General features: G+C 64.4%; 16 protein-coding genes. 6 read left to right on the top strand and 10 right to left on the bottom strand.

Translation table 11 applies throughout. The annotated features are described in order from the left end of the window. Window positions 1–2: 2 nt before the first annotated feature. Together EDE08_RS27995 and EDE08_RS28000 are read left to right on the top strand one after the other, a co-directional pair. Entirely contained in the window at window positions 3–1,511 is a 1,509-nt protein-coding gene (locus tag EDE08_RS27995; protein ID WP_131872003.1) for a hydrogenase large subunit, read from the top strand. Between the two features lie 3 nt (window positions 1,512–1,514). Beyond that, window positions 1,515–2,039 carry an NADH-quinone oxidoreductase subunit B family protein gene (locus EDE08_RS28000; protein WP_131872002.1) on the top strand — a complete coding sequence of 175 codons (525 nt, stop codon included), beginning with the start codon at window positions 1,515–1,517 and terminating at the stop codon, window positions 2,037–2,039. 64 nt (window positions 2,040–2,103) lie between these two features. On the opposite strand, the gene EDE08_RS28005 is transcribed toward EDE08_RS28000, so the two are convergent. The 10 genes from EDE08_RS28005 to EDE08_RS28050 all read right to left on the bottom strand — a co-directional run bounded on the left by EDE08_RS28005 (window position 2,104) and on the right by EDE08_RS28050 (window position 13,651). Continuing rightward, complete coding sequence (locus EDE08_RS28005; RefSeq protein ID WP_131872001.1) at window positions 2,104–3,387, bottom strand: glycerate kinase type-2 family protein; 1,284 nt, start codon at window positions 3,385–3,387, stop codon at window positions 2,104–2,106. A gap of 193 nt (window positions 3,388–3,580) precedes the next feature. Continuing rightward, window positions 3,581–4,810 carry an ABC transporter substrate-binding protein gene (locus tag EDE08_RS28010; RefSeq protein WP_131872000.1) on the bottom strand — a complete coding sequence of 410 codons (1,230 nt, stop codon included), beginning with the start codon at window positions 4,808–4,810 and terminating at the stop codon, window positions 3,581–3,583. Between the two features lie 174 nt (window positions 4,811–4,984). Then, the gene (locus tag EDE08_RS28015; protein WP_131871999.1) at window positions 4,985–6,214 is read right to left on the bottom strand and encodes an ABC transporter substrate-binding protein; all 1,230 of its coding nucleotides are present in this window, start codon (window positions 6,212–6,214) and stop codon (window positions 4,985–4,987) included. 256 nt (window positions 6,215–6,470) lie between these two features. Then, on the bottom strand, window positions 6,471–7,697 hold the full coding sequence (locus EDE08_RS28020) for an ABC transporter substrate-binding protein (RefSeq protein ID WP_131871998.1): 1,227 nt from the start codon (window positions 7,695–7,697) through the stop codon (window positions 6,471–6,473). Between the two features lie 117 nt (window positions 7,698–7,814). After that, window positions 7,815–9,050, bottom strand: a complete 1,236-nt coding sequence (locus EDE08_RS28025) for an ABC transporter substrate-binding protein (protein WP_131871997.1) — start codon at window positions 9,048–9,050, stop codon at window positions 7,815–7,817. 38 nt (window positions 9,051–9,088) lie between these two features. Further along, on the bottom strand, window positions 9,089–10,108 hold the full coding sequence (locus tag EDE08_RS28030) for a branched-chain amino acid ABC transporter permease (RefSeq protein ID WP_131871996.1): 1,020 nt from the start codon (window positions 10,106–10,108) through the stop codon (window positions 9,089–9,091). A gap of 2 nt (window positions 10,109–10,110) precedes the next feature. Further along, the gene (locus tag EDE08_RS28035) at window positions 10,111–10,989 is read right to left on the bottom strand and encodes a branched-chain amino acid ABC transporter permease (RefSeq protein WP_131871995.1); all 879 of its coding nucleotides are present in this window, start codon (window positions 10,987–10,989) and stop codon (window positions 10,111–10,113) included. A 221-nt stretch (window positions 10,990–11,210) separates the two neighbouring features. Beyond that, the gene (locus tag EDE08_RS28040) at window positions 11,211–11,924 is read right to left on the bottom strand and encodes an ABC transporter ATP-binding protein (protein WP_025033919.1); all 714 of its coding nucleotides are present in this window, start codon (window positions 11,922–11,924) and stop codon (window positions 11,211–11,213) included. Further along, window positions 11,921–12,718 carry an ABC transporter ATP-binding protein gene (locus EDE08_RS28045; RefSeq protein WP_061881012.1) on the bottom strand — a complete coding sequence of 266 codons (798 nt, stop codon included), beginning with the start codon at window positions 12,716–12,718 and terminating at the stop codon, window positions 11,921–11,923. The genes EDE08_RS28040 and EDE08_RS28045 overlap by 4 nt, the downstream gene beginning before the upstream one ends. Window positions 12,719–12,784: 66 nt before the next feature. Beyond that, window positions 12,785–13,651, bottom strand: a complete 867-nt coding sequence (locus EDE08_RS28050; protein WP_165936233.1) for an IclR family transcriptional regulator — start codon at window positions 13,649–13,651, stop codon at window positions 12,785–12,787. Window positions 13,652–13,780: 129 nt separating this feature from the next. Here EDE08_RS28050 and EDE08_RS28055 point away from each other — a divergent pair, with 129 nt between their 5' ends. From EDE08_RS28055 to pimC, 4 genes are all read left to right on the top strand, one after another. Further along, a complete protein-coding gene (locus EDE08_RS28055; protein WP_028179416.1) occupies window positions 13,781–15,877 on the top strand; it encodes a 3-hydroxyacyl-CoA dehydrogenase NAD-binding domain-containing protein in 2,097 nt (698 codons plus the stop codon). A 200-nt stretch (window positions 15,878–16,077) separates the two neighbouring features. Continuing rightward, entirely contained in the window at window positions 16,078–17,760 is a 1,683-nt protein-coding gene (gene pimA / locus EDE08_RS28060; RefSeq protein WP_131871993.1) for a dicarboxylate--CoA ligase PimA, read from the top strand. Then, the gene (locus EDE08_RS28065) at window positions 17,757–18,944 is read left to right on the top strand and encodes an acetyl-CoA C-acyltransferase (protein ID WP_131871992.1); all 1,188 of its coding nucleotides are present in this window, start codon (window positions 17,757–17,759) and stop codon (window positions 18,942–18,944) included. The genes pimA and EDE08_RS28065 overlap by 4 nt, the downstream gene beginning before the upstream one ends. A 149-nt stretch (window positions 18,945–19,093) precedes the next feature. Continuing rightward, window positions 19,094–20,284 carry a pimeloyl-CoA dehydrogenase large subunit gene (gene pimC, locus EDE08_RS28070; protein ID WP_131871991.1) on the top strand — a complete coding sequence of 397 codons (1,191 nt, stop codon included), beginning with the start codon at window positions 19,094–19,096 and terminating at the stop codon, window positions 20,282–20,284. Window positions 20,285–20,356: the final 72 nt, after the last annotated feature.

A 20,356-nucleotide genomic window follows, 5' to 3' on the forward strand; every position in this document is an offset into this window, starting at 1 on the left:
CGATGGGCATCCTCGACAGCATCCCCCATGTCAATGCGGTGCCGTCGCACCGGCCCTGGCCGCGCGCGGTCGTGACGGAGGCGGGCTGGCAGGCGGCGATCGATCGGCTGGTCGAGGGGGGCCTCACACTGCTCGGCTTATGGGGCGAGCCGACCGCGGTGCATATGGCGATGCTCGATGGAGGCTCGGCCGAGATCGCGGTCGTGACCTACGCGTGTACGGCCGGCACATTTCCAAGCATCGCCAACCGTCATCCGCCGGCGCTTCGGCTGGAGCGGATTATCCATGATCTGTTCGGGCTTGTTCCGACCGTTGCGCACGATCTGCGGCCGTGGCTCGATCACGATGCCTGGGGCCAATCCTATCCGCTCTCGGGCCGCAACGCATCGCGCGACGTGCGGCCATACCAGTTCCTGCCGGCCGAGGGCGAGGCGTTGCACCAGGTGGCGGTCGGCCCGGTCCATGCCGGGATCATCGAGCCCGGCCATTTCCGCTTCACCGCCAATGGCGAACATGTGGTGCGGCTGGAGCAGCGGCTCGGCTACACCCACAAGGGCATCGAGTCGCTGATGCAGGGCGCGAGCCTCGAGGCCGCGGCAAAGCTCGCCAACCGCACCTCCGGCGACAGCGCGGTGGCCTACGCTTTCGCCTTTGCCCGCGCGGCGGAAGCCGCGCTCGACATCGAGGTGCCGCGGCGCGCGACGTACTTGCGGGCGCTGATGGCGGAACTGGAGCGGCTCGCCAATCATTTCGGTGACATCGGGGCGATCTGCAACGATGCGTCGTTCGCGCTGATGCACGCCCAGACCGGCATTTTGCGCGAGCGGACCCTGCGCGCTGCGGATGCTGCGTTCGGCCATCGCCTGATGATGGACGTCGTCGTGCCCGGTGGCTTGGCGCGCGACATCGCGCCGGACGGTATCCCGGCGCTACGAACGCTGCTTGCTGAAATCAAGAAGGTATTCCCGCGCCTGATCGAGCTCTACGACAACACCGCATCCTTGCAGGACCGCACCGTCACCACGGGCATCGTGAAGGCGGGCTATGCGCGGCAGTTCGGCGCCGGCGGCTATGTCGGCCGCGCCTCGGGCCGCAATTTCGATGCACGACGCACGCTTGCCTACGCGCCCTACGATCAATTGTCGTTCGAGGTGCCGGTGCTGGAAGCCGGCGATGTCAACGCACGGGTCTGGATCCGCATCCGCGAGGTCGAGCAGAGCGTCGAGCTGATTGCGCAGATCCTCGACCTGATGGAGCCGGGCGAGATCAGCAGCGCGCCGCCGGCGGGGCGCGGCGCATGCGAAGGCCTGGCGCTGACGGAAGCCTTCCGCGGCGACGTTCTGGTCTGGCTGCGGCTCGATGGTGAGCTGCGCGTCGAACGCTGCCACCTGCGCGACGCGTCGTGGTTCCAGTGGCCGCTGCTGGAAACCGCAATCGAGGGCAACATCATTGCCGACTTTCCGCTCTGCAATAAATCGTTCAACTGTTCCTATTCTGGCGTGGACCTCTGAGCCATGCGCAAGACCCTGCTCGAAAGCCTCACCCATGGCTCGCTGACGGAGCCGGCGCCGGCGCCGGACGGTTCGGCGCTGGCCGAGCTTGCAGCGAAGGTCGACCGTGCTGCCCAGGCCCGGCTCGGGCGTTCTCTTGCCATTCGCGAGGTCGATGCCGGGTCCTGCAACGGCTGCGAGCTTGAGATCCATGCGCTGTCCAACGCCTTCTACGACATCGAACGTTTCGGCCTGCGCTTCGTCGCTTCGCCGCGCCATGCCGACGTGCTGCTGGTCACGGGCCCGGTGACGAAGAACATGCGACAGGCGCTGGAGCGGACCTACAACGCGACGCCCGATCCGAAATGGGTCGTCGCGGTCGGCGGCTGTGCGATCGATGGCGGCATTTTCAGAGGCAGCTACGCCTGCGTCGGCGGCGTGTCCGAGATCGTTCCGGTGGATTTGCACATCAAGGGCTGCCCGCCGTCGCCGACGGACTTGTTGAAGGGCCTGCTGGCGCTGCTGGAGCACGTCAGCGTCAAGCGGTAGGCCGCACCTACACACTCCGTCACTGCGAGAGCCGTGGATTCGATGGCATCGAGCGGGGCGTGCCTCAATCCACCAGGATCACCCTGATGTCGTTCACGTTGGTCAGCGTCGGCCCCGGCTGGAGCAGATCCCCCGTGGCCTCGAAGAACGAGGTCGCGTCGTTGTTGTCGAGATAGGCCTGCGGTTGCAGTCCCTGCGCCTTCATCCTTGCGAACGTTGCCGCGTCGATCAGCGCGCCGGCGGGGTCGGTGGGATTGCCGGCGCCGCCGTCGGCGCCGTCGGTGTCGCCGGCGAGCGCCGAGATGCCGGCGGTGTCCTGCAACAGGGCGGCGAGCGCCAGCGCGTATTCCTGGTTCGGTCCGCCGCGTCCCTGGCCACGCACGGTGACCGTGAGCTCGCCGCCGGAGAGGATGGCGATGCGCTTGCCTTGCGCGCGTGCCTCGAGCGCCAGCCTGGCGTGATCGGCGGCGACCTCGCGCGCCTCGCCTTCGAGATCGGCGCCGAGATCGATGGTCTCGTAACCGGCGGCGCGCGCCATCGTCACCGCGGCGTCGAGCGACTGCTTGGGCCGCGCGATCAGCTCGAAAGTCGCGCGCCCGAAGGCAGCGTCACCCGGTTTGCAGCTCTCGTTGGCGGGATCGTCGAGCGCGCGGCGCACCGCATCGTCGACGTCGAGCTTGTACTTGGCCACGATCGCGCGCGCATCCTTAAGCGTCGTCGGGTCCGGCACGGTGGGGCCGGACGCGATTGCGGAGGGGTCGTCATGCGGCACGTCTGAGATCGCGAGCGTGACGATCTCGGCGGCGTTCCTGCCGGCGCGCGCCAGCCGCCCTCCCTTGATGCGCGAGAGGTGCTTGCGCACGACATTCATCTCGCCGATCGGCGCGCCCGAGCGCAGCAGCGCCTTGTTGACCGCCTGCTTCTGCGCGAAGCTGACGCCATTCGCCGGCGCGATCCAGTTGGCCGAGCCGCCGCCGGTGAGCAGCACCAGGAGCAGATCGTCAGGCCCGGCCTCGCCCGCCAGCGCGAGCGTGTCGGCGGCGCCCTTCAAGCCGGCTTCGTCAGGCACGGGATGCCCGGCCTCGACCATGCGGATGCGGCGGGTCGGCACGCCGTAGCCGTGGCGCGTGGTGGCGATGCCGACCAGCCGTTCCGGCGGGAGTCCGAGCGCGTCGAGATAATGCCGCTCGGCCGCCGCGGCCATCGCGCCTGCGCCCTTGCCCGCGGCAAGGCAGATCACGCGTCCCCTCGGCGCGGGGCGCAGATGCGGCGCCAGAATCGTATTCGGATGGGCGGCGGCAACGGCGGCGTCGTAGAGCGCGCGGAGCAGGGGACGTCGGTCGGTCATGACGATGGCCTTCGGCAGACTGAAGTGGCGGCGATGAGGTCGCCGGTCAACTGCCTACCGCATCGTGCGCCAAAGCGTAAGCGGCCTCCGCCATCATTCGATTGTGCAATCGCGTGATCAGGACCGCCGCGCAAGCAGAAACCCCCTGCGCGACCGGCGCAGGGGATTTTCCGTCGTGCCTTTCAGGCGTCAGTTAGCCGCCGGCTTCCGCATTGATCACGTCGCCGAACAGCTCCCATCGCTCGCCCTTGAAGCGTTGCAGCTGCAGCGAGCTGATCGGGGCGAAATCGGTCGCCGACGTGTTGATCTTGATGCCGGGCAGCAGCGCTTCGGTGCGGAAGTCCTTCAGGCTCGCGGCCTGCTTCATGACGTTCGCGCGCGTGAGGTCGTCGCCGCAGTTCTTCAGCACCTGGACCAGCGTCTGCGCGACGCCGTAGCCGACGATCGTGCCGCCGTCGGTCTTGTCGCCTTCGGGAAAGTACTTCGTCATGAAGTCGAGGAACGCCTTCATGCCGGGGTCGTTGGCCCATTGCGCGTCGGTGGTGTCCTTCAGATAGGCCGCCGAAATGATGCCTTGCGCGTTCTCGAAGCCGGCCGGCTTGATCACGCTCCCGACCGAGGCCGAGACGTTGTTGAGGAAGTGGATCGGTTTCCAGCCGATCTCGGCATTCTTCTTGATCGCCTGCGCCGCGAATTTCGGCGTGGTGATGTTGATGAAGACGTCGGCGCCGGTCGCCTTCAGCTTGACGATGTGATTGTCGATGGTCGGCTCCGACGTCTCGTAGCTTTCCTCCAGCACGATCATGCTCGCGGCCTTGGCGCCGAGGCCGTCCTTCAGGCCCTTCAGGTAGTCCTTGCCGTAATCGTCGTTCTGATAGAGCACGCCGATCTTGGCGTTGGGCAGCTCCTTCAGGATGTATTTGGCGTAGATCTGCGTCTCGCTCTGGTAGTTGGGCTGCCAGCCCATGGTCCAGGGGAAGTTCTGCGGATCGTTCCACTTGGTGGCGCCGGTGGCGACGAACAGCTGCGGCACCTTCTTCGAGTTCATGTATTTCTGGATCGCCGAGTTCGGCGGCGTGCCGAGCGAGTTGAAGATGAACAGCACCTCGTCGCTCTCGACCAGCTTGCGGGCCTGCTCCACCGTCTTCGGCGGTGAGTACGCGTCGTCGTAGGAGATGAAATTGATCTTGCGGCCGTTGATGCCGCCTTCGTCGTTGATTTTCTTGAAATAGGCGGCTTCGGTGCGCCCGATGATGCCGTAGGCGGACGCCGGTCCGCTGTAGGGCATGATGTTGCCGATCTTGATCTCGGTGTCGGTCGCGCCGGTATCGTATTTCTTCTGGGCCGATGCAGTTGAGGTCGAAGCCGCAATGAGCGCGAGAGCCAATGACGCGGCCGCAAGTTTGCCGGTGACAGCAGGCATTCCAATCTCCCTATTCTTCTTGGTGTGTGCGTCCCTTTTCTTGTCTCGTTTTTTGGCGACGCGACCGCAATTCAATACGATTTGCGCGAATGCTTCAAGGAAAAGCCCCTGCGGCAAGACCGCAGGGGCTGCGTCTTTAGTCGATTTGGCTACATCTTGAGCATCTGGTTAAGGTTAGCCGCCGACGTCGCCGCTCAAGATCTCGCCAAATCGCTCCCAATGCTCGCCCTTGAAGCGGATCAATTGCAGCTGCGAGAGCGGCGCGAAATCGGAGGCCGACGTGTTGACCTTGATGCCCGGCAGCAGGCCGGCCGGCTCGAACTCCTTGATGCTGGCGGCCTGCTTCATGACGTTCTCGCGGGTCAGATTGTCACCGCAGGCCTTGAGCACGTGAACGAGACCCTGGGCCACGATGTAGCCGTACATCACCGAGGCGTCGGCGCGGTTCGCTTCCGGATAGTACTTATCCAGGAATTCGTTCCAGCCAATCATCGCCTTGTCGTTCTTCCACTGCGCGTCGGTCGGATCCTTGAAATATTGCGACGAGATGATGTCCTGGGCGTTCTCGAAGCCGGCCGGCTTGATCACGCTGCCGATCGAGCCCGAGACGTTGTTGAGGAAATGCAGCGGCTTCCAGCCGATCTCGGCGTTCTTCTTGATGGCCTGCGCCGCGAATTTCGGCGTGGTGACGTTGAAGAAGATATCCGCGCCCGTCGCCTTCATCTTCACGATGTGGGAATCAATGGTTGGCTCGGAGACTTCGTAGCTGTCCTCAATGACGATCATCGAGGCGGCCTTGGCGCCGAGCCCGTCCTTGAATCCTTTCAGATAGTCCTTGCCGTAGTCGTCGTTCTGGTAGAGCACGGCGATCTTGGCGTTCGGATGGTTCTTCAGGATGTATTTGGCATAGATGATCGACTCGATCTGGTAGTTGGGCTGCCAGCCCATCGTCCACGGGAAGTTCTGCGGATCGTTCCACTTGGTGGCGCCGGTGGCGACGAAGAGCTGCGGCACCTTCTTCGAGTTCATGTATTTCTGGATCGCCGAGTTCGGCGGCGTGCCCAGCGAGTTGAAGATCAACAGCACCTCGTCGCTTTCGACGAGCTTGCGCGCCTGTTCCACCGTTTTGGGCGGCGAGTAGGTGTCGTCATAGGTGATGAAATTGATCTTGCGGCCGTTGATGCCGCCTTCTGCGTTGATCTTGCGGAAATAGGCCTCCTCGGTCTTGCCGATCACGCCGTAGGCGGAGGCGGGTCCGCTGTAGGGCATGATGTTGCCGATCTTGATTTCGGTGTCGGATGCGCCGGTATCGTATTTCTTCTGCGCGGACGCCGTCGTGGAAAGGGCGGCAGCCAGCACGAGGGCAGCCGAAAAGGCCCCCAATCGCACATGCATTGCAGGCATCTTGATCTCCCTAGGAAGGTTTGAATGTGTCGATTGTTCTTGTTGGGGGCGATGGTTGCTCCTCGCTCCACCGCACATTCAATACCTATCCACGGCCGTCAGCAAGAAGAACGCCCCCGCATAAGCGTCGCGGGGCGGACGATTCTCGTCGAAGACGATCCTGGAATATTCCGGCGCGTGAGATTTCGTGCCGCCAATCCGCCGCTGGAGTTGCTTTCAGAAGAAGCGGCTATCCTGAATTGAACCGTCGCGGCGATCAGTGGCCGACGTGGCTCGAGATGACGTCGCCGAACAGCTCCCATTTCCGACCCTTGAACCGCATCATCTGGAGCTGTTCGATCGGAGCGAAATCGTCCGGCGCGGTATTGATCTTGATGCCGGGCAAGAGCGTATCGGGTTCGAAGTCCTTCAGGCTGGCGGCCTGCTTTATGACGTTCTCGCGGGTGAGATCGTCGCCGCACATCTGCAGCACCTTCACCATGGTCTGCGCGGCGGCATAGCCGAACACGACGCCGGCATCGAGCTTGTTGGCCTTGGGGTCATACTGGGCGAGGAAGTTGTAGAATTTCTTCATGCCGTCATCGGCATTCCACTGCGGATCGGAGCCGTCCTTGGTGTAGCTCGCCGACAGGATGCCTTGCGAGATCTCGAGCCCGGCCGGTTCGAGCACGCCGCCGACCGAAGCCGAGACGTTCGAGATGATGTGGACCGGATGCCAGTTGATCTCCGCCGCCTTTTTGATGCCCTGCGCCGTGAATTTCGGTGTGGTGATGCTGATGAAGACGTCAGCGCCGGAGGCTTTTAGTTTGACCACGTGCTCGTCGATCGCCGGCTCCGAGGTGCTGTAGGGCTCTTCCAGCACGATCATCGAGGCCTTGGCGCCGAGGCCCTCTTTCAGCCCGTTCAGATAGTCCTTGCCGAAATCGTCGTTCTGGTAGAGCACACCGATCTTTCCGTTCGGCTTCTCCTTCATGAGGTATTTGGCATAGATGCGCGCCTCGCTCGCGTAGTTCGGCTGCCAGCCCATGGTCCAGGGATATTGCCTGGGATCGTTCCATTTCGACGCGCCGCTCGCCACGAACAATTGCGGCACCTTCTTCTCGTTCATGTATTTGCGGATGGCGCTATTGGTGGAGGTGCCGAGCGAGCCGAAAATCAGCAGCACCCCGTCGCTCTCGACCAGCTTGCGCGCCTGCTCGACCGTCTTCGGCGGCGAATAGGCGTCGTCATAGGAGATGAACTTGATCTTGCGGCCATTGATGCCGCCCTCGGCGTTGATCTTGTTGAAATAAGCTTCCTCGGTCTTGCCAATCGCGGCATAGGCGGAGGCCGGCCCGCTATAGGGCATGATGTTACCGATCTTGATCTCGGTATCGGAAGCGCCGTTGTCGTATTTCTTCTGCGCCAGCACCTCGCTGCTCGTTGCAGTGCACAAGGCGAGCGCGACCCAGAGGGACGCAACCTGGAAACGAACGGCGACCATTGTTCTCCTTCCTCGGGGCGGATCGGTCGCATTGAACAAGATTGGCGCCGGCCGTCAACAAGAAGCCCCCGCGGTCGCCCGCGGGGGCTGTTTACGTTGGATGATCGCGTCAGCGTGTCACTCGGAGGCGATATCGCCGCTGATGATCTCGCCGAACAGTTCCCACTTCTCGCCCTTGAAGCGCATCATCTGAAGCTGCGCAATCGGGGCGAAGTCGGTGGCGCTGGTGTTGATCTTGACGCCGGGCAGCATGGTATCCGGCGTGAAGTCCTTCAGGCTCGCGGCCTGCTTCATGAGGTTGGCGCGGGTGAGATCGTCACCGCACATTTCCAGCACCTTGGCCAGGGTCGACGCGGCGCCGTAGCCATAGACCATGCTGGTGTCGGACTTGTCGGCACCCGGCATGTACTTGTCGACGAACTCGTTCCACCTCTTCATGCCGGGATCGTTGGCCCATTGCGGGTCGGTGGAGTCCTTGGCATAGGCTGCCGACAACACGCCCTGCGCGTTTTCGAAGCCGGCCGGCTTCATCACGCTGCCAACCGAGATCGACACGTTGGTGAGGATCTGGAGCGGCTTCCAGCTGAGCTCGGCGGTCTTCTTGATGGTCTGGGCCGCGAACTTCGGCGTGGTGTAGATCAGGAGCACGTCGGGATTGGCCGCCTTGATCTTGACGATGTGACCGTCGATCGACGGCTCGGAGACCTCGTAGCTCTCTTCCATGATGATCATGGACGAGGCCTTCGCGCCGAGACCGTCCTTGGTGCCCTTGAGGTAGTCTTTGCCGAAATCGTCGTTCTGATAGAGGATCGCGATCTTGGCGTCCGGCTTCTCCTTCATCAGCCACTTGGCGTAGATGTGCGCTTCGCTCTGGTAGGAGGGCTGCCAGCCCATGGTCCAGGGGAAATTCTTCGGATCGTTCCACTTGGTCGCGCCGGTGGCGACGAACAGCTGCGGGATCTTCTTGGCGTTGAGGTATTTCTGGATCGCCGTGTTCGAGGGCGTGCCGAGCGGGTTGAAGACGGCCAGCACCTCGTCGCTCTCGACCAGCTTGCGGACCTGCTCGACGGCCTTCGGCGGCGAATAGCCGTCGTCATAGGTTACGAAGTTGATCTTGCGACCGTTGATGCCGCCCTTGTCGTTGACCATCCTGAAATAGGCCTCTTCGGTCTTGCCGATGATGCCATAGGCCGAGGCCGGACCGCTGTACGGCATGATGTTGCCGATCTTGATCTCGGTATCGGACGCGCCGGTGTCGTATTTCTTTTGGGCGAGTGCAGCGCCGGAGGTAAGGGTGACGGCCGCCGTTGCCGTGACCAGCGCGGCGGCTCGCAGTGTTCTTCCGAAAAGCAATTGAGTCTCCTTGGTTAAACAACAGTCCTTGAGAGTTTTCAGTTCTTCCTGAGCTTGCCGACGAGTTGCTGGCCCAGGACCGCGACCTGCCTTGCGCCATGCGGCACGAGGTAGATGACGAGGAACAACAGCACGCCGAACACCGCGCCGGAGAGGCCCTTGGAGATGCTTTCCGCCATGTTCGGCACGAAGATGATGAAGGCCGCACCGACGAACGAGCCGGGCAGCCAGCCGACGCCGCCGACCACCATGCCGAGGAACAGCGAGATCGCGAGCGTGATGGTGTAGCTGTCGGGCGCGACGAATTGCACGGCGATGGCGCCAAGCGAGCCGGCGACGCCGGTGATGCCGGCGGACACCCCGAAAGCCAGCGTCTTGTAGAGCGCGACGTTGACGCCCATGGAGGAGGCCGCAATCTCGTTGTCGCGGATCGCCATGAAGGCGCGGCCCGAGCGGGAGCGCAGCAGGTTCACCGAGAAGATGTAGATCGCGACCGTCACCGCGAGCGTGAAATAGTACAGCCACATGTCCTGCGACATCGGCAGGCCGAACGGTGCGTCCGGCTTGGTGACGACGAGGCCCTGCACGCCGCCGGTCCAGTGCTCGAGGAAGTTCAGCTTGAGCAGCTGCGGCATCGCGGTCGCGAGCGCGAATGTCGCGAGCGCGAGATAGATGCCCGACAGCCGCAGCGCTGGCTTGCCGAACAGGTAGCCGAATCCGAAGCAGATCGCGGCGGAAATCGGAATGGTCAGCGCATAGTTGACGTTGGCATGCTCCATCAGGACCGCCGAGGTATAGGCGCCGACGGCGTAGAACGCGCTCTGGCCGAGCGAGAACTGGCCGGAGCCGCCGGTCAGGATGTTCAGCGCCAGCACCGCGAGCCCGTAGATCAGGAGCATCGTCATCTGGAAGATGATGAAGTTCTTGACGAACATCGGCACGATCAACAGCGCCAACAGCACCACCAGCGAGGTGCCGGTGCCCAGCGTCATGGCCCGCTTCGGAACCGCCTCGACCGCCTCGTGGCCCTCGGCAACGACTTCTTCTGCTGCGCTCATGATCAAACTCGCTTGACGATTTGCCGGCCGAACAGGCCGGCGGGTTTGACGACCAGGACGGAAATGATCAGCGCGAGCGCGATCGGGAGTTTCAGCTCGTTGCCGACGCCGGGGATGTAGGTGCCGGCGAGGTTCTCGAACACGCCGACCAGGAAGCCGCCGACCACGGCGCCGAACGGGCTGCTCAATCCGCCGAGCACTGCCGCGGCGAAGCCGTAGATCAGCACGCCGCCCATCATGTTGGGCTCGAGGAACACGACAGGGGCGATCAGCATGCCGGCGATGGCGCCGATCGCGGTCGCCATGCCCCAGCCGAGGGCAATCATCCAGCTCGTGTTGATGCCGACGAGGCGGGCCGATTCAGGTACCGACGCTGCGGCACGCATCGCAAGTCCGATCCGCGTGTATTGGAAGAAGAAGTAGAGCGCGAGCAGCAGCGCCACGGTGACGCCGATCATGCCGGCCTGGTGCGTCGAGATCAGCTGGCTGCCCAGGAACGGTGCGGAGCCGAACGGGGTCGGATACTGCTTGATCGTGAAGTCCCAGATCAGGCCCGCCGAGGAATTGATGATCGCAAACAGCGCGATGAAGCCGGCGACGTTGGTCAGCACCGGCGCCTTCGCGAGCGGCTTGAACAGGATGCGCTCGATCGCGATGCCGGCGACGAAGGAGAATGCCAGCGTCATCAGGAAGGCCGCCCAATAGGACACGCCCCACTGCATCAGCTGCCAGGAGATGAAGGTCGAGAACATCGCCATCTCGCCTTGCGCGAAATTGAGATGGTCGATGGCCTGGTAGATCATGACCACGGCGAGCGCCATGCAGGCGTAGATCGCGCCCGTGGCGATGCCGGCCAGGACCTGGTTGGTGAACAGTTCCATTGTCCCGGCTCCCTAAAACTTGCCCGATTGGGTTTGAACTGCAACGGCGTTGGAGGTCCACCTCTCCCTAAGTGAGAGGTCGCGCCGAAGGCGCGGGTGAGGGGTTACGGTCTCACGGTGAAGCTGCGGCCCCTCACCCGATTTGCTGCGCAAGTCGACCTCTCCCCTCCGGGGAGAGGTGAAGCGAATGCGCGTATAATTCATTGCCATCATCCGCTCCCTCAGTAGCCCAGATAGGATTTGCGGATTTCTTCGTTGTTCGCGATGTCCTTGGCCTTACCCGACATCACGATGCGGCCGGTCTCGATCACATAGGCCTGGTCGGCGAGTTCGAGCGCCAGCTGGGCGTTCTGTTCGACCACCAGGATCGACACCTTGTCCTCGCGGTTGATCTTGCCGAGGATGCCGAACAGATCGCGCACCACCAGCGGCGCGAGGCCGAAGGACGGCTCGTCGAGCAGCATCAGCCGGGGCCGCAGCATCAGGGCGCGGGCAACCGCGAGCATCTGCTGCTCGCCGCCGGACAGCGTGCCGGCCACCTGGGTGTGCCGCTGCTTCAGCACCGGGAAGTGGGCGTACATGCGCTCGATGTCGGAGACAATGCCGGCGCTGTCCTTGCGGGTGATGGCCCCTAACTGCAGGTTCTCCTCCACCGTCATGGTGGTGAAGGTGCCGCGGCCCTGCGGCACGTGGGCGATGCCGAACCGCACGATGCTTTCGGTCGAGCGGTTGTTCAGAGGCTTGCCCTCGAACTCGATCGCTCCGGTCGAGCGCACCATGTTGCAGATCGCGCGCAGCGTCGTGGTCTTGCCGGCGCCGTTGGCACCGAGCAGCGTCACGAGCGAGCCCTCGTTGAGCGAGAAGGACAGGCCATGGAGTGCCTGGACCTGACCGTAATAGGCGCGCAGGTCCTTGACGTTGAGCAGTGTCGTCATTGGTCCTTGCTCCCGAGATACGCCTTGATGACGTCGGGGTCGGCCTGCACCTGGGCGGGCGTCCCCTCCGCGAGCTTCTTGCCGAAATTCAGCGCGACGACGTGGTCGGCGATCGACATCACGAGGCCCATGTGGTGCTCGACCAGGAGCACGGTCATGTGGCGCTCGTCGCGAATGCGGCGGATGAGAGCTCCGAGCACGTAGACTTCCTCGTGGTTGAGGCCGCCGGCAGGCTCGTCGAGCAGCAGGATCTTCGGATCGGCCGCGAGCGCGCGCGCCAGCTCGACCCGCTTCTGCGTACCGAAGGGCAGGCCGGAGACGATGGTGTGGGCGACGTCCTCGAGGTCGAGATAGGCGAGGATCTCGTGCACCTTCTTGTTGACGCTGGTTTCGCTGCGCCGGACCCAGGCAAGCCTCAGGGAGTCGCTGATGATGTCGCTCGAGGTCTTCGAATGCGCGCCGACGCGGACGTTGTCCATCACCGACAAATTCGGGAACAGCGCCACGTTCTGGAAGGTGCGGCCGATGCCGATCTCGGCGATCCGGTGCGGCGGCCGCGACAGGATGCTGACGCCGTCCAGCAGGATGTCGCCGGACGACGGCTGATACAGCCGCGAAAGGCAATTGAAGAGCGTGGTCTTGCCGGCGCCGTTGGGGCCGATGAGCCCAAGGATCTGGCCCTTGTGCATGTCGAAGGACACGCCGTTGAGCGCGATGATGCCGCCGAACACGACGCTGACGTCGCGAACCGCGAGCAGGGGCGATGTCCCCCGCGCGAGCTGTGCCTGCGTCATGTCGTCTCGCTCACGTCGTTCGGTGAGCGATGGGGCGATGCGAACCGCTCCCTATGATGACAAAGGCTATCTGAACCCCTCGGCCACACGCGCAACTTTTCCTCCTGATTTCAGCTTTTTGCTGTTGTCTTTTTTGGATTGCGGCATCAGACCCCCGAGCGCCGCTTCGATGTTCCTTACCATCGTCAGCAGACGCGGTCCAATGTCGTTGATCAAACGCTCTTCCGTGAAGCGGAATGCCGGCGCGCCGCAATTGAATGCGTAAGGTCCGGTTCCGTCGTTGAGCTTGAGCGCGACGCCGGCCGCGCCGATGTCGTCGTGCCAGTCGCCGACCGAGATCGCAAAGCCGTATTTCGCGACCGTTTCGCCGGAACGCTCCAGTCCTTCGCGCATCTTCGGCCAGCGGCTGCCGTAATGTTCGCGCAGAATGCGCGACACTTCAGCGCGGCTCTCGTCGTCGAGCGCCCAGAAATAGGCGCGGCCCATCGCGCTGGTTGCAATCGGCACGCGCGAGCCGACGTCAAGTTGAACGCCGACCGTCTCGCTGCCGCGGCTCTGCCCGAAATAGATCATGCTGTGACGGTCGCGGCCGCCGACGGCGACGGCGCCCCCGGTCGCGCGCATCACTTCCTCGCGGAACGGCTCCGACAGATGCCGAACGCCCAGATTGGCCAGCGCCGCATAACCGAGCGACATCGCTGCGGGTGCGAGCTGGTACTTCTCGAAGCGGGGAACCGGCGTCAGATAGCCGAGCTTGGTCAACGTGTAGGTCAGCCGCGACACCGTCGGCTTGGGCAGGTTGGTGCGGGCCGCAATCTCCTGATTGCCGAGCAGGCCGTCATTGGGTTGGAACGCGCGCAATACATCCAGTCCGCGGGAAAGCGCGACGACGAAATTCCGATCGGTCGCAGTCTTCTTTCCTGTACGCTTCATCCCTGATCTGCTTCTTGCGCGGAGTCGTTGACAACGTCCGTGCTTCAAAATAACCCTGCCGTCAAGATGCGGAATTAAATTCCGCACTGCGAAATCGAACAAAAGCAATCCCCACCAAGGAGGGACACCGTGAGCGAAGTGGTCAAGCTTGAGCGTCATGACGAGGTCGGCATCGTCACGGTCAACAGCCCGCCGGTCAATGCGCTGAGTGCCGCGGTCCGCGGCGGCATTCTGGAATGCATCAAGGCCGCAATCGCCGATCCCGCCATCAAGGGCATCGTGCTGACCTGCGCCGGCCGCACCTTCATCGCGGGCGCCGACATCACCGAATTCGGCAAGCCGCCGAAGCCGCCGGCCCTCAACGACGTGCTGTCCGAGATCGAGAATTCGCCCAAGCCCGTCGTCGCCGCGATCCACGGCACCGCCCTCGGCGGCGGCCTCGAGGTCGCACTCGCCTGTCATTTCCGCGTCGCGGTGAAGGAGGCCAAGCTCGGCCTGCCCGAGGTGAAGCTGGGCTTGTTGCCGGGCGCCGGCGGAACCCAGCGCCTGCCGCGCGCGGTCGGGCCTGAGCTCGCAGTCAAGATGATCGTGGGCGGCGATCCGATCGGTGCCGCGGAAGCGCTGAAGAACGGCCTGATCGAGGAGATCGTCGAAGGGCCGGCTTCGGGCGGCGAAGCCTTCGTTCGCAAGCTGCTGGCCGAGAAGCGCCCGCTGCGCCGCCTGCGCGACGACGATTCCAAGATCGCGGCCGCCAAGGCCGACCGCTCGATCTTCACCAATGCCGTCGCCGCCATGACCAAGAAGTCGCGCGGCCTGGAAGCGCCGTTCGCGGCGGCCGATGCCGTCGGCTACGCCATCGACCTTCCGTTCGACGAAGGGTTGAAGAAGGAGCGCGAGGGCTTCCTGAAGCTCGTCGCCAGCGACCAGTCCAAGGCGCAGCGCTATGCGTTCTTCGCCGAGCGCGAAGCCGCCAAGATCGCGGGTGTCCCCGAAGGCACCAAGTCGCGCCCCGTGAACCGTGTCGCCATTCTCGGCGCCGGCACTATGGGCGGCGGCATCGCGATGTCGTTCGCCAATGCCGGCATTCCCGTCACCCTGATCGAGACCGCCGAGGAGCAGCTCAAGCGCGGCATGGGCGTCATGCAGAAGAACTGGGAGGCCACCGCGGCGCGCGGCGGCATCCCGGCGGACGCGCCCGCCAAGCGCATGGCGCTGATCGACGGCAAGGTCGGCATCGAGAATGTCGGCGATGCCGACCTCGTCATCGAGGCCGTGTTCGAGACCATGGCGGTGAAGAAGGAGGTGTTCGGCAAGCTCGACCAGTACGCCAAGCCGGGCGCCGTGCTCGCCTCCAACACCTCGTACCTGAACATCGACGAGATCGCGAAGTCGACCAAGCGTCCGCAGGACGTGCTCGGCATGCACTTCTTCTCGCCGGCCAACGTCATGAAGCTGTGCGAGATCGTGCGCGCCGACAAGACCGCGCCTGATGCGCTGGTCACCGCCGTGACGATCGCTCGCAAGATCGCCAAGGTGCCGGCCGTGGTCGGCGTCTGCGACGGCTTCGTCGGCAACCGCATGCTGGCCCAGCGCGGCAAGCAGTCCGAGAAGCTGCTGTTCGAAGGCGCGCTGCCGCAGCAGGTCGATGCCGTCGTCACCAAGTTCGGCATGCCGATGGGCCCGTTCGCGATGGGCGATCTCGCCGGCCTCGACATCGGCTGGCGCTCGCGCAAGGACCGCGGCATCAAGTCGGAGATCGCGGACGCGCTGTGCGAGGCCGGCCGCTTCGGCCAGAAGACCGGCAAGGGCTACTACAAGTACGAAGCAGGCAGCCGCGCGCCGCTGCCCGACCCCGAGGTCGAGAAGCTGATCGACGAGACGCTGCTGCGCCTCGGCCGTAAGAAGCGCGTCGTCAGCGACGAGGAGATCCTCGAGCGCATGATGTATCCGATGATCAACGAGGGCGCGAAGATCCTGGAAGAGGGCATCGCGGCACGTCCTAGCGACATCGACGTGGTCTGGCTCTACGGCTATGGCTGGCCGATCTACCGCGGCGGCCCGATGTACTGGGCCGACAGCGTCGGCCTCAAGCACATCGCCGATCGCCTGTCGTTCTACGCCAAGGAGACCAACGACCCCAGCCTCGAGCCCGCACCGCTGCTGAAGAAGCTCGCCGCCGAAGGCAAGACGTTCGCGTCGCTTGCTGCGGCGTCGAAGGCGGCGTGATTGGATTGGCAGCTGCCGCGATGTCGCGCTCCGGGCAACACTCTCTCCGTTCCCTCCCCCCTTGCGGGGGAGGGTCAGGGAGGGGGGTGGCTCCGGGCGAGGTTCGAGTTTGTGGCTACCCCTCTCCCCAGCCCTCCCCCACAAGGGGGGAGGGAGCCCATCCGCCGGTGCCTGCCTTACGTGCAAAGTAACGAGCTTCCATGACCCATCCCGGCGAACAGTTTTACCCCGAGGGCGTGCGTTGGGACGACACCATCGTCCAGGGCACGCTCCCGGACCTCCTGTCGAAAGCCGCCGCGGATTACGGTCCGCGCACCGCGCTGGAGTTCCGCGACCGCCCGATCACGTACACCGATCTCGCAGCTCAGGCCGAGCGCGCGGCGGCCGCGTTCCTGCGCGCGGGCTGCGGCAGGAGCTCTTCCGTCGCGCTGTTCCTCGGCAACACGCCGGACCATCCCGTCAATTTCTTCGGCGCGCTGAAGGCGGGCGCCCGCGTAGCTCATCTGTCGCCGCTCGACGGCGAGATCGCCCTGACGCACAAGGTCTCCGATTCCGGCTCGCGCCTGCTCGTCACCTCGAACCTCCAGGCCTTGCTACCGACCGCGCTGAAATTCCTGGAGAAGGGGCTGATCGATCGCCTGGTCGTCTGCGAGGACGATCATTGGGGCAAGGTCGGCACGCCGCAGGCGGCAATTCCCGACGATCCCCGCGTCGTGACCTTCAAGACCTTCGTCGAGGGCGCGGTCGCGCCGGTGCAATGGCCGTCAGTGACCGCCGCCGACGTCGCGCTGCTGCAATATACCGGCGGCACCACCGGCCTGCCCAAGGGCGCGATGCTCACGCACGGCAATCTCACCGCGGCGGTGTCGATCTACGACGTCTGGGGCAAGCCGTCGCGCGCGGCGCGCGGCGATGTGATCGAGCGCGTGATCTGCGTGTTGCCGCTGTTCCACATCTACGCGCTCACCGTCGTGCTGTTGTCCTCGCTCAGCCGCGGCAATCTGATCTCGCTGCATCAGCGCTTCGACGTCGAAGCTGTCATGCGCGACATCGAGGTCAAGCGCGCGACCTACTTTCCGGGCGTGCCGACGATGTGGATCGCGATCGCCGCGCTCCCAGACCTCGACAAGCGCGACTTTTCCTCGCTCGCGACCATCGGTTCCGGCGGCGCGCCGCTGCCGGTCGAGATCGCGAATTTCTTCGAGCGCAAGGTCGGCAAGAAGCTGCGCAGCGGCTGGGGCATGACCGAGACCTGCTCGCCCGGCACCGGCCATCCGCCCGACGGTCCCGAGAAGCCGGGCTCGATCGGCCTGACGCTGCCCGGCATCGAGCTCGACGTCGTCGCGCTCGACGATCCCCGGCGCGTGCTGCCGCCGGGCGAAGTCGGCGAGATCCGCATCAAGGGCCCGAACGTCACCAAAGGCTATTGGAACAGGCCGGAAGGATCCACGGATGCCTTCGTCGACGGCCGTTTCCTCACCGGCGACATCGGCTATGTCGACACCGACGGCTATTTCTTCCTGGTTGACCGCAAGAAGGACATGATCATCTCCGGCGGCTTCAACGTCTATCCGCAGATGATCGAGCAGGCGATCTACACCATATCGGGCGTGCACGAAGTGATCGTGCTCGGCATCCCCGACCAGTACCGCGGCGAGGCCGCAAAGGCCTTCATCAAGCTGAAGCCCGGCGCAAAGCCGTTCTCGCTCGACGAGCTGCGCGCGCAGCTCAACGGCAAGCTCGGCAAGCACGAGCTGCCGGCCGCGGTCGAATTCGTCGACGATCTGCCGCGCACGCCGGTCGGAAAATTGTCGCGCCACGAATTGCGCCAGCAGCAGAAACCGTCACAATCCACCCAAACCGTATCAGGAGTCCGTTCTTGACCGACGCCGTCATCGTTTCCACCGCCCGCACCCCGATCGGCAAGGCCTATCGCGGCGCGCTCAACGCCACCGAGGGCGCAACCCTGCTCGGCCACGCCATTGGCGAGGCCGTGGCGCGTGCCAAGGTCGATCCGAAGGAGATCGAGGATGTCGTGATGGGCGCCGCCCTCCAGCAGGGCGCGACCGGCGGCAACATCGCGCGCAAGGCGCTGCTCCGCGCCGGCCTTCCCGTCACCGTCGCCGGCACCACGATCGACCGGCAATGCGCCTCCGGTCTTCAGGCGATTGCGCTGGCCGCGCGTTCCGTGCTGTTCGACGGCGTCGAGATCGCGGTTGGTGGCGGCGGCGAGTCGATCTCGCTGGTGCAGAACGACAAGATGAACGGCTTCCACGCCCAGGACCCGGCGCTGCTCAAGATCAAGGGCGAGGTCTACATGCCCATGATCGACACCGCGGAAGTCGTCGCCAAGCGCTACGGCATCTCGCGCGAACGCCAGGACGAATATTCGCTGGAGAGCCAGCGCCGCACCGCTGCCGCGCAGCAGGGCGGCAGGTTCAAGGAGGAGATCGCGCCGATCGCGACGCAGATGGCGGTCACCGACAAGGCCACCGGCGCGGTCTCGATGAAGGAGATCACGCTGTCGCAGGACGAAGGTCCGCGCCCCGAGACCACCGCTGAAGGCCTCGCCGGCCTCAAGCCCGTGCGCGGCGACGGCTTCAGCATCACCGCCGGCAACGCCAGCCAGCTCTCCGACGGCGCCAGCGCCTGCGTGATCATGACCGACAAGGAAGCCGCAAAGCGCGGCCTCAAGCCGCTCGGCATCTTCCGCGGCTTCGTCTCCGCCGGCTGCGAGCCGGACGAGATGGGCATCGGCCCGGTCTTCGCCGTGCCGCGCCTCCTGAAGCGCCACGGCCTCACCGTCGACGACATCGGCCTGTGGGAGCTCAACGAAGCCTTCGCGGTGCAGGTGCTGTATTGCCGCGACAAGCTCGGCATCGACCCCGAGAAGATCAACGTCGATGGCGGCGCGATCGCGGTCGGCCATCCCTATGGCATGTCGGGCGCGCGGCTCACCGGCCACGCCCTGATCGAGGGCCGCCGCCGCAAGGCCAAATACGCGGTCGTCACCATGTGCGTCGGCGGCGGCATGGGCGCGGCGGGATTGTTCGAGGTGCTGCAGTAGGAGTTTCTGTCATTCCGGGGCGCCGCGAAGCGGCGAGCCCGGAATCCATAACCACCAGTCGGAGATATGGATTCCGGGCCTGCGCCAAGCGGCGCATCCCGGAATGACGGCGGAACTGGTTAAGAACAAATCGCTCACAGGAGGATCCGATGGATCTCGCATTCACGAAGGAAGAGCAGGCGTTTCGCGAGGAAGTGCGGCAGTTCTTCCGCGATAACGTGCCGCCGGAGACGCGGCGCAAGATGGTCGAGGGCCGTCATCTCTCCAAGGACGAGATGGTGACCTGGTGGCGCATCCTCAACAAGAAGGGCTGGGGCGTCAGCCACTGGCCGAAGGAATATGGCGGCACCGGCTGGACCGCCGTGCAGCATTACATCTTCAACGAGGAGCTCCAGGCCCATCCGGCGCCGCAGCCGCTCGCCTTCGGCGTCAGCATGGTCGGCCCGGTCATCTACACCTTCGGCAACGAGGAGCAGAAGAAGAAATACCTGCCGCGCATCGCCAATGTCGACGATTGGTGGTGCCAGGGCTTCTCCGAGCCCGGCTCCGGCTCCGACCTCGCCTCGCTCAAGACGAAAGCCGAGCGCCGCGGCGACAAGTGGATCATCAACGGCCAGAAGACCTGGACCACGCTCGCCCAGCACGCCGACATGATCTTCTGCCTCTGCCGCACCGACAATAACGCCAAGAAGCAGATGGGCATCTCCTTCATCGTGTTCTCGATGAAGTCGAAGGGCGTCACCGTGCGCCCGATCCAGACCATCGACGGCGGCCATGAGGTCAACGAAGTGTTTTTCGACGACGTCGAGGTGCCCATCGAGAACCTGATCGGCGAGGAGAACAAGGGCTGGGACTACGCCAAATTCCTGCTCGGCAACGAGCGCACCGGTATCGCCCGCGTCGGCGTCTCCAAGGAGCGCATCCGCCGCATCAAGGATCTCGCCTCCAAGGTCGAATCCGGCGGCAAGCCGATCATCCAGGACGCGGCGTTCCGCGAGAAGCTCACTGCTTGCGAGATCGAGCTGAAAGCGCTCGAGCTCACGCAGCTCCGCGTCGTCGCCGACGAAGGCAAGCACGGCAAGGGCAAGCCCAATCCGGCGTCCTCGGTGCTGAAGATCAAGGGCTCCGAGATCCAGCAGACCACCACCGAGCTGCTGATGGAAGTGATCGGCCCGTTCGCTGCGCCCTACGACGAGCACGGCGACGACGGCTCCAACGAAGCCATGGACTGGACCGCCCAGATCGCGCCGAGCTACTTCAACAACCGCAAGGTCTCGATCTACGGCGGCTCCAACGAGATCCAGCGCAACATCATCGCCAAGGCGGTGCTGGGGCTCTAGGCGTCATTCCGGGGCGCGACGTAGTCGCGAGCCCGGAATCCATAACCACGATCGGGAGTATGGATCCCGGGC

Source organism: Bradyrhizobium sp. R2.2-H (assembly GCF_004346455.1).
In the GTDB taxonomy this organism is placed as follows: Bacteria; Pseudomonadota; Alphaproteobacteria; order Rhizobiales; family Xanthobacteraceae; genus Bradyrhizobium; species Bradyrhizobium diversitatis.